General features: G+C 33.4%; 6 protein-coding genes. All 6 read left to right on the plus strand.

Annotation, left to right across the window (positions count from 1 at the left end; genetic code table 11):
• Positions 1-77: 77 nt before the first annotated feature.
• The 6 genes from MV589_RS09685 to MV589_RS09710 all read left to right on the plus strand — a co-directional run bounded on the left by MV589_RS09685 (position 78) and on the right by MV589_RS09710 (position 11,086).
• Positions 78-1,256, plus strand: coding sequence for a hypothetical protein (locus MV589_RS09685; RefSeq protein ID WP_297434345.1), 1,179 nt, complete (start codon positions 78-80; stop codon positions 1,254-1,256).
• On the plus strand, positions 1,256-2,884 hold the full coding sequence (gene pelF / locus MV589_RS09690) for a GT4 family glycosyltransferase PelF (protein WP_297434347.1): 1,629 nt from the start codon (positions 1,256-1,258) through the stop codon (positions 2,882-2,884). The genes MV589_RS09685 and pelF overlap by 1 nt, the downstream gene beginning before the upstream one ends.
• Positions 2,884-4,257, plus strand: coding sequence for an exopolysaccharide Pel transporter PelG (gene pelG / locus MV589_RS09695; RefSeq protein ID WP_297434349.1), 1,374 nt, complete (start codon positions 2,884-2,886; stop codon positions 4,255-4,257). Before pelF ends, pelG begins: the two co-directional genes overlap by 1 nt.
• Positions 4,235-7,000: a bifunctional glycoside hydrolase/polysaccharide deacetylase family protein gene (locus MV589_RS09700; protein ID WP_297434351.1), complete on the plus strand. Its 2,766-nt coding sequence runs from the start codon at positions 4,235-4,237 to the stop codon at positions 6,998-7,000. The genes pelG and MV589_RS09700 overlap by 23 nt, the downstream gene beginning before the upstream one ends.
• Complete coding sequence (locus MV589_RS09705) at positions 6,981-8,042, plus strand: hypothetical protein (protein ID WP_297434353.1); 1,062 nt, start codon at positions 6,981-6,983, stop codon at positions 8,040-8,042. The genes MV589_RS09700 and MV589_RS09705 overlap by 20 nt, the downstream gene beginning before the upstream one ends.
• 155 nt (positions 8,043-8,197) lie before the next feature.
• On the plus strand, positions 8,198-11,086 hold the full coding sequence (locus tag MV589_RS09710) for a tetratricopeptide repeat protein (protein ID WP_297434355.1): 2,889 nt from the start codon (positions 8,198-8,200) through the stop codon (positions 11,084-11,086).
• The last annotated feature ends 177 nt before the right edge of the window (positions 11,087-11,263 follow it).

Here is an 11,263-nt window from a genome sequence, read left to right on the forward strand (position 1 = left end):
TAAAGATAGAGAGTTTGAGAGTATGCAATTTAAACTCAACCAAATAGAACTTCTCAATAAATACATAGAAGATGATTATGGCAAGTAATCCATTTGTCTATTATGAACAGCATGTTGACACTATTTTAATCATTCATCTCATAATCTCTTTTTTTATATCCCTGCTTATCTCTTTTTATGCACTTAAAAGATTTAAAAAATCAACAAAAAAAATTGATTTACAAGATGCACATAGAGTAGCAGGCGTCCAAGATCGCAGTTGGTTTTTTAAAGTTTTATTCAAGGCTTCCCTGCATAAAAACAACCAAATTGCCATTTTTCTCTTTAGTTTTTTATTTAATTTGAGTGTTCCTTTTTTAGGTTACTTTTTTACACTATGGGTCTTTTGGTATATGTCAAATGTCAAGTATGAAGAAAAAGTCCTTGACACAAATATTTTAGACCTTGACGAGTTTCAAGACTCCTTTTTAGAAGTAGGAAGACTCTTTGGAGAAGGTTCTATGATAAATGTCATGAATAATGATTACATCCCAAAATCAAAAAAAATCAAAGCACTCTCCGCGCTTGCAAATACAAATTCACCAATGAGTCTGCAGGTGGTCAAACAAACACTCTCAAACAGGGATGATGAAATACGAATGTTTGGATATACAATTATTAATAAAGCTGAAACAGCTATCAGCTCAAAAATTAACAAAAATCTTGCCATAATCTCTAGTGAAATTGCAAAAGGCGAGGCAAAGAGTAAGAAAATTATTGCCTTTGCCGCAAAAGAGCTGGCGTATCTTTACTGGGAAATGGTATATACGGAACTTGTGCATGATAGCTTAAAGGTAAACTTTTTAAATTCAGTAATAGCCTACTTGGAAATTGCCAAGGAGTATTATGTTCCTCAACTTGATAATATAGTAGAAAAAATCAAACTTTGCGATGAGGAAGATACAGATATGCAAAATCTTAATCAAATCAGAAAAGAGAGAAAAAAGCTTGAAGATACTTATACAATTTGTACAAGTCTATTTAGTTTAATGGGGCGCGTTTATATGCATAGAAAACAGTACGAAGAGGCAAAAGTTGAACTTACTCTAGCAAAAGAACTACTCTCAAAACATTCTACATTTTTAATTCCTTACTTAGCAGAGCTCTATTTTATAACAAAAGAATACAACATTACTCGTACTCTTATGACCCAGGCAAGGGGGCTTAAGTACAATGCAAAACTCTACCCTGTAGTGGCGCAATGGAGGAATGTATAATGAATCAACAATTTCCAACAAGTAACAGTGTTGATATTATGCTCTTTTCTGAGGGCACTTATCCTTATGTCAAAGGTGGTGTATCTAGTTGGATACTTCAGCTAATGAAAGGATTACCAGAGTTTTCATTTGGAGTCTGTTTTATTGGAGCCACTCCTTATCTTGATGGAGAACTTATGCAAATAAGTTATGAGTTCCCAGAAAATTTAAAGCATTTAGAGGTTCATTATCTTTTTGATGACAATGACAAAAAGAGACCAAAAGCAAAGAGAAAAAAAGGAAATAAGGAAGGCTTTGAAGCCATTGAAAAACTTTACAAAGCATTTCAAAATAATAGTGGCGAAATTCCAGAAGTTTTAAAAAATCTTGATTTTTATACAAAAGAGGTTACTTTTGATGACTTTTTACACTCAGAACTTGCTTGGGAATTTTTAACAAAAATCTATAGTAAAAATTGTCCTGATGTTCCTTTTGTTGACTATTTTTGGACACTCCGAAATATTCATAAACCTATTTGGACACTTGCAAATATTGTAAAAAATCTTCCTACAACAAAAATTTACCATGCCCCCTCAACTGGATATGCTGGTTTTATAGGCTCACTAGCCTCTTACACTAACAACAGACCATTTTTTCTTACAGAGCATGGCATATATACTAGAGAGAGAAAAATAGATATGCTCTCTGCTGATTGGATAGAGTTTAAGAAGCCCGCTTTACTACAACAGCCTCAGGAGTATAACTACATCAAAAAAATGTGGATTACTTTTTTTGATAAAATTGGTCTCTTTTGTTATCACCGTTCTAACCACATTCTCTCCCTCTTTTCAGGTGCCCGTGCTATCCAAATCAATTTCGGAGCCCCGGAACAAAGGACTAAAGTAATACCAAATGGGGTTGATGTTGATGGACTTATGAAAACTATGAGCAAAAGGAAAGATCCACAAAAACCCATTATCACTCTTATCGGACGGGTTGTTCCTATTAAAGATATTAAAACATTTATACGTGCTATAAAAATCGCTTCACAAACCATTCCTGACATACAAGGGTGGATAGTTGGTGCAGTTGATGAAGACCGAGAGTATGTTCAGGAGTGCCAACAGATGGCATTTGCCCTTGATTTGAAAGGTGCTATACAAAATTTTGATGGTAACAAGAGTAAACTAACGATTGAAGAGTTAGAAAAGAATGAAGATAAAATCAAATTTTTTGGTCATAGCAATATTAAAGAAATTCTACCAAAATCAGCGCTACAGACACTTTCATCCATCAGTGAGGGTATGCCTCTTGTTATTTTAGAAGGCTTTGCCGCAGGCGTTCCTTGTGTTGCTACCGATGTTGGGAGTTGTCGAGACCTTATTGAAGGTGGTATTAACAGCCAAGACAAAGCCATAGGCTTGGCTGGTGCCATTACAGGAATTGCGAACCCAGATGCTTTGGCAAAAGAGTATGTTCGATTTTTAAACTTTGAAAATGGAGTATGGGCAAAAGCGCAGGCAGCTGGACTTAAAAGAGTACAAAAGTATTACAGACAAGAGATGTTCTTACAAGAGTATAGAGAACTTTATAACGAAGCGCTCTCGATGACATGGGACCAACTCAATGAAAAAAGGGAGACGCTCTAATGGCTGGCATAGGTTTTGAGCTCAAAAAAATCCTCAAAGAGGACAGACTTCTTTCTCTAGCTAAAGTTTATGGCTACTCAGCAATTTTAAGTTCTGGTCCTTGGGTTGTTTCTATTGTTGCCATCTTACTTGTTGGTTTTATTAATCTTGCAAATTATGGTGCAGATAGTGATGTCTATAGATTTCAAGTTGTTATTACTTACGCTATTGCCCTAGCTTCTAGTCTTATTATCACCGGTATTGTGCAGCTTCCTCTTACCAGATATATAGCAGACCTAATCTTTAACCATAGAGAAGATGAAATACTACCAGCCTATTTTGGCGCACTCTTTTTATCTTGGATTATAGGGTTACCCCTTGTTATTCCCTTCTACCTTTGGATGTTTGATGGACAGAGTATAGTATTTATCGTCGGGGTTGTAGCAACTTTTTTGGTACTTTGCGGTGTCTGGATTTCAAGCATCCTCGCAACAAGTTTAAAGTACTACAATGGTGTTGTTTGGTCATACTTTATAGCCTATGCACTTATTGTGTTTGTCTCTATCTATGTAGGAGATACTATTGAAAAGCTTATCTACATCTTCTTTATAGGAAATGCCTTTTTACTTGTCATTCTTATGACACTTATTATTAAGAGCTACGACTCAACTATCTTTTTTAAAGTTGATTTCTTTTTGGCAAAGAACTTTTATTGGACTCTTGCTATTGCAGGGCTTACTTACAATCTTGGAGCGTGGGTAGATAAGTTTATATTCTGGTACAACCCAGCTACCGGCTATGCCGTTATTGGAAAGATACATGCCTCTTTGGTCTATGATATGCCAATATTTTTAGCATATCTCTCTATCATTCCGGGAATGGCTATCTTTTTTTACAGACTAGAAGCGGATTTTTCAGAAAAATATGACCTCTATTATAACTCCGTAAGAAATGGGGGAACACTCAAAGCAATACAAACATATAGGAATGATATGGTCTATATTATTCGTCATGCTATTCACGAGATAATCATTATACAATCTATTGTAGATATTATTTTATTTCTAACTGTCCCCTATTTATTTACCTATCTGCATATTCCTCAGCTCTATCTTGGTCTACTCTATGTACTGACTATTGGAGCAATGCTCCAACTAGCTTTTATGTCCGTATTGGCAATTTTATACTATTTGGACAGAAAAGTAGTTGCAATGTGGCTATGTATAGCTTTTTTTGTCCTCAATACTGTTTTAACCCTACTCTCAATTGATATGGGACCAGCAATGTTTGGATACGGTTATACCGTATCACTTTTACTTGTATTTACTGCAAGTGTTATAATAATAAGAAAAGAAATGGATAGGTTGAATTATGAAACTTTCATGTTGCAATAAATTTTTACTACTTTTACTACTTCTGTGTAGTGCTGCGTTTGGAGCGCTCAATGACAAAAGTGCCATCGTCTATTATGGAAAAAACATATCTTATCCCATGGTAGGTATTCATAACTATATTATAGTCCAACCCTCTCTAACAGACACCAATACCCATGGGTTTAGAGTCTATAAAGATAAAATGTATGCCTATGTAAGTATTGGTGAAATTGATAAAGATATTCCTGAATATAAAAAGATAAAGCAAGCATGGATTGTTGGAAAGAATAAGGCATGGGATTCTGTAGTTCTTGATGTAACAAATCCTGCATACAAAGCCTTTTTATTTAATGATGTCATTGCCCCACAGATAAAAAGAGGCTTTAAAAACTTCTTTTTTGATACACTGGATTCTTATCAACTTGTTGCAAAAACAGATAAACAAAGAGCAGAAAGTGAAGCTGCTTTAGTAGATATTATTAAAACTTTTCATAAACGCTACCCTACTTCAAAACTGATTATAAATAGAGGATTTAAAATAATTGATAGTGTTCATAATGATATAAACGCAGTGCTTTTTGAATCATACTATCATGGTGTAAATGGCGAAAAATTAGGATATAAAGATGTTACTAGTAAAGATAGAGAATGGCTAGATACTTACATTAATAAGATTCATCACTACAAACTAGATATTATTTGTGTTGATTATTTAAAACTAAAAGATTTAACATCAAAAGAAGCCACCAATACTATAGTAAAAATCAGAGCAAAGGGAATGATTCCTTATATTGCTACAAAAGATTTGAAAGTATATGGTCAATCATCCAAAAACCCTATAAAACGTGAAATACTGACACTCATAGATGAGAGTGTACATGAGAGAAGATTTCTTGCGGCACATCAAAGTGGTGCACTGCCATTAGAGTATGAGGGATATATACAAAAGCTTTATGACATTCATAAACATAAATTGCCAACTATGGAGCAGATGCAACAGTATGGTGGGGTTATTGTCTGGTTTTCAAAAACATATAAACATCCAGCAGAGTTTATAAATTGGGTTTTAAAACTCCAAAAATACAATATAAAAGTTGTCTTTGCAGCAAATTTACCCCTGCCTCTCAATAACTTACTTTCAAAACTTTCTATAAAAGTAAACACTACTGCTATAGACTTAACACACTCAAGTAAAATTATTACAAAATCTGCAATGATTGGCTATGAAATCAAACCATCACTTACACAAAGTGAAAATTTCATAAATATCACAAAGGGAAAAAGTCTTCTCACACTCAAATCACAAAATGGTGTTACAAACACATATGCCGCCATTATGCCTTGGGGTGGATTTGCATTAAGAAATGGATTTATGCAAGAGTTTGGTGATGATAATTTATGGGTCATTAACCCCTTTAAATTTTTTATAAAAGCGCTACGTTTAAAAAAGATTATAGTTCCTGATGTAACAACACAATACGGTAAAAGAATTTTTATTAGCCATATTGATGGTGATGGAAGTATGAATAGAGTGGAGTGGGATCCAAAACTTTTCTCAATAGATGTTATATATAACAAAATCCTTAAAAAGTACCCCCTTCCAGTCTCTGCTTCTATAGTGGGTGCAGAAGATGATGACAACGGTCTCTATCCTAAATTAGCACCAACCTTACAAAAAACAATCAAAGCAATGTATAAACTACCAAATGTTGAACCCGCTTCACATACATTTTCTCATCCATTCTTTTGGGAAAAAATCCATAACGGAAATTTAGCACCAAAATATAGACTTGCACCAAAAGGCTACCACTTCTCTTTGGAAAATGAGATCAAGGGAATGATTGATCTCATCAATGTAAAATACCTCACAAAAGAGAAAGAGCCCAGAGCAAAAACAATTTTTTGGAGTGGAGACTGTGCCCCACCAGAAAATATATTGGCTTATGTTTATAAACTCCATCTCCTAAACTTTAATGGAGGCGATACATATATTACAAATAGGCATCCATGGCTTTTATATATAGCACCGTTAGGATTAGGCAGAGGAGAGTATTATCAAATTTATACAGGTGCACAAGATGAAAATGTCTATACAAATGATTGGCGTGGACCTTTTTGGGGATTTAAGAAAGTTGTACAGACATTTAAACTTACAGAGGCGCCTCGCAGACTTAAAGTTATTGATATTTACTTTCACTACTATTCAGGTTCTAAGCGTGCCTCGCTAACTGCACTTGACTATGTTTTTAATTGGGCGATGAAACAAGATATAAATCCAATGTTTACATCTTTGTATATTCCAAAAGTAATGGACTACTACACACTCTCTCTCGCTCAAGGGAAAAACAGTTATTTCGTAGCAGGTGTCAAAAACCTTAAAACACTGCGTTTAGATAATTCAAAAATGTATGTAGATATGAACAATTCTAAGAATATTCTTGGATTTAAAGACGATAAGAGTCATAAATATATTCATATAGGCAATAGGAGTGAAGCGCTTGTAAAACTTTCAAAAAATATGCATAATACAAATGCGTACCTTGTTAGTACGAATGCAGCGATACTTAAAAGTGAAAAAGAAGAGGATGGTTTTAGTATGGAACTAAGTTCTTATTTACCTATTCGTCTTGAACTAAACATTCCAAAAAATTGTCGCTACCAGTTCACAAATATGGCGCCCACTATAACTAAAAAAGGCGATATCATCAGTTTCAGCTATAAATATAAGACAAAAGTTGGTTTTAATGTTAAATGTAAACCATAATAATAAAATGTATGTTGCAACATACAAAGAGATACTCCTCGGTTTTATTGTATTTTGTTCTATTCTTATTATCTTATATCCAAAAAGCTCGCTTACAAAACAGGTACTTGCAGAACAGTCCAACTACGACTTAAGCGTTCTTTATCTAAAAAATATGCTGAAAAATGATCCCTCAAATGAAACACTAATGCTCACCCTTGCAAAACAAGCCTTCCAAGCAAAAAAGAAAGATCTCTCATTTAAACTCTTAAGACTTCTGCGAAATTCACCAAATAGAGAGATACGAGAAAAAGCCTACCAGCTCAGTTATAAAATTGCCAAAGAGGATTACCTTTATTTGAAGCACAAAAACAAAACAACAGCATTTATGCAAAAGTATACCCAACTACAAAATATTTTTAATATTATAATAAAGCAAAATTTTTATAAAGAGAGTGACATTCCTAGACTCTACAAAGAGAGTTATTTTGTAAATAATAAAAAAGATGCCTATCTTTTAGTACAAAAATTACTTAAAAAAAGACCTCATGATATAAAATATTTAAGTGATGCTTTTTATCTTTCATACAAGCTTAAAGATTATACACAGAGTATGTTTTACTTAGATCAATTAGCCATACAAGACAAACAAAATAGAAAGAAATGGTTTAATGAAAGGTACTTTTTACTCACAAAATATTTTTCCTATAAAGAGATTGAGTCATATATTATTAATCATGCAAAAAATTCTCCATACTGGAGTAATAAACTCATATCATTTTATCTACAACACAAACAATACAAAAAAGTTTCACAACTCTATATGAATCAATTTCAAAATACCACTTCTTATGCTAAACGCAAAAAATACTGGTTTAAAGCTATTGCTGTACTCCAAGCAGGAGGAGAACTTAAAGCAGCGGTTCACTTAGGAGATAAATATGAAAACTACTTTATTCAAGATAAACAAGCATCCATAATGCTATTAAAACTTTACATATCTGCTAATGATTTAAAAAGAGCCAACAGGCTCTCACAAAAACTTTTAAAGATAAAAGGCTAACTATGCGTATTATTTTTTTACTATTTCTTTTTTTACTTACTCTTTATGCTAAAAGCACAGATAGCTGTTATACTGTACAGCTACAGAGTGCTCTATACTCTAATAGTAGCCTTAATCGACTAGAGAAAAAGAGATTCCCAACCGAATGTACGCTAATGCGTATTTCAAATACACTCACAGTAAGATGTGGATGCTTTAATCATATAAAAGAGGCAGAGAAAAGATTACCAAATTATAAATCAAAATATAAATATGCCTATATAGCTACAAGTTATAAATATAGATTTAATAAAAAAACACTAAACAAAGCAAATCTCACACACCCATCACACAGTGCATATAGCAACAATGAAGAGCTAAAACTTATGCTACAAGCATTTTTATACTCTAATGATTTAGACCATGCTTACCAAACCGCAAAATTAGGCTATAAAAAACATCCCAATTCCTACTACTGGAATCAAAAGATGGCTGAAGTTTGTAGATGGAGTGGTAGAACTGCTGAGTCTATAAAATATATGAAATTTATGTACTATACAAAACATAATCCAAAAGTTGCTAATAATATCATCAATCTTGCATTGCAAGATTACCAGTATGAATCTATAAAAAATCTTACAAGAGAAGAGGTAAAACGAAATCCTTCAAAAAAGAATATAAATAGAATGGTCTATATCTATTCACAAATAGGTGAACCAGAAGCAGCTGCACAATTTTTAGAAAACCTTTATACAAAAGATAAACAACATCCTCAATATCTTGATAAAGCACTGCAAATTTATATGGATATGTCTGATTTAGAAGCAGCAGGTAAAATCATATCTATCATTGAGACAAACAACCTTTACACGCTTAACAACGTAAAACTGATCTCCTACTATTACTACTCTAAACGCAACGTTTCCAAATCTTTTGAGACTCTTGAAGATATTAAAAATCCTAAGCGATATGACAAGCAATATTTAAAATTAAAAAGTGATTTAGGTTGGTATTTAGAAAAATTTACACCGGCAGCAGATGCATCTTTAGAGCTTATTAAACATAAAGAGGGCAGACTCGTTGATTATGAGAGAGTTATGGCATTTAACAGAACGAAAAATAAAACTTTAGCCGGTAAAATGGCACTGCAAGCATACAATAAATTTCACCTTTCTTACCTTTTTTACCTCTTTGCAAATGAGTTAATACGAGAAAATGATATGAAAACATTGCAAACAGAGATACTTAGCATAGACAAACAAGCAAATTCTCAACTTCTAAATGATCCAAATTATTGGTTTATTAAAGCAAAACTTTATCATTATGAAAAAAAGGATTTCCTAGCAAAAAATGCAATAGAACAAGCAGTTTTACTAAAACCAAACTCTTTACAAGTAAAGTTTACCGCTATCAATCTCTACCAAGAGTATGGCATGTTTGGTGCCTTACGCCAAGAGTTAGTAAAACTCAATACAGATATTACATTACCACATGAGTTTTATTTTCCAATGGCATCTTTTTCTTTTGCAATCAATGATGTTAATCTTGCTAATTACTACATTCAAAAGCTTATTCAAGAAAAAAATCAAATTATCAATACAATAGAGTTTAAATTTTTACAAGCTGACATCTATAATATTAGAAATAATCATAATGCTTATCTAACTATGCTCCATACCATAGTCGCACAACTAAACAAAGATGCAGTATTAAATCCAAACATTACAAAAGATGATGTTTACCTCTACAATCTACTAAGAGCAAAAATGAGTCTGCTTACTTCTGATGATTTTATAAAAGAGCTCAAACATGCAAAACCCTACCTTTCACAAGCACATTATAATGATTTAGATTACTCTTTAGCACTTAAAAATAGTAGCTTAGAGAGGGCACATTCTATCTACCTTCGCACAAAAAACAGGGCTATATGGCTTCAGTTTTCTGATGCTCTTAATCAACAAGACCATACAAAAATTGAGAATATGCTTAGTGCATACCTCTATACTATATCTAGCGGTGATGCCTCTTATGCAGCAGAACTTGATGGGCAAATTGCACTTGCGCAGAGTATGAGTTACAAAACACTTGCACACAACGATGATAATCAAAATGCCTATATATCTCTGCTTGGACTTGTAAAAAAACGCGCAGACCTTACTTCTATTAAAAGTGCCTACTACCTACGCGATCCACTTCTTAGAAAATATGTAGCAATTAAAAACTCAAATTATATTAATGATAGTTACTACTTACTTAGTAACCTCAACTACTACCGTAACAGCGACTTAGATAAAAATTTACTTAGAGAAGTTCCTAATGATACTCTTGAGCTTAATCTTGGTTTGAAAAAGCTGTTTGACAAGGGTATGCTTACCTTTATAGGTGGATATACAAATAGTATGAATAGCTATTTTGTATATGCTCTCTTTGGTAAATATCAGCTTACAAAAGAGTTGAATGTTGGTGGAGGATACTACAAAAATGTAAAAACAGATGAGTCAACACAGCTACTGCTTGGTGGTAAAAAAGATAAAATCGAACTCAAAGCAAATTATGCGATTTTAAATTCTACAGATTTAGATATATTGTATGAACACAATCGCTACAACTCACAAGATGATGTTTATCTTGGTAATGGTGAGTATGTAAGAGTAAATCTTGGACACCAAATTCGTAATGGATACCCCGATATGAGACTCTCTCTTTTTAGTGATGGCGCTATTTACAGTGAAACTTCTGGTAAAAAAGGAGTTATAGACAAACTCCAATCCCCACGTACACAAGTCTTACCAAACAATTTTATAAATTTAGGTGTTGATTTTGCCTATGGCATGCAAAACAGTGACATTTATACAAGGGTTTGGAGACCATACTTTGAAGTAAGTAGCTACTACAACACAGACATCGCTGCGTTTAGTTATGGTTTTAATGCTGGCTATGGAGGAAAAGTTTACTCACAAGACCATCTCGTCATTGGTACAAGTTACACAAACTCTGTAAATGGTATTGGAGGCAGTATCTTTGAACTCTTTTTAAATTACAAGTTTCTTTACGCACCTAGATAGGATAAGCCTATCTTAATGCGTCTTATATCCATTAGGGTTGTTTGACTGCCATCTCCATGTATCTTCACACATCTCATCAATACCACGCGTAGCTTCCCAACCTAAACTCTCTTTTGCATAACTTGGATCTGCGTAGCATTTTGCAATATCCCCTGGCCGTCTTGGAGCAATCTCATA

It is taken from the genome of Sulfurimonas sp. (genome assembly GCF_026991475.1).
In the GTDB taxonomy this organism is placed as follows: Bacteria; Campylobacterota; Campylobacteria; order Campylobacterales; family Sulfurimonadaceae; genus Sulfurimonas.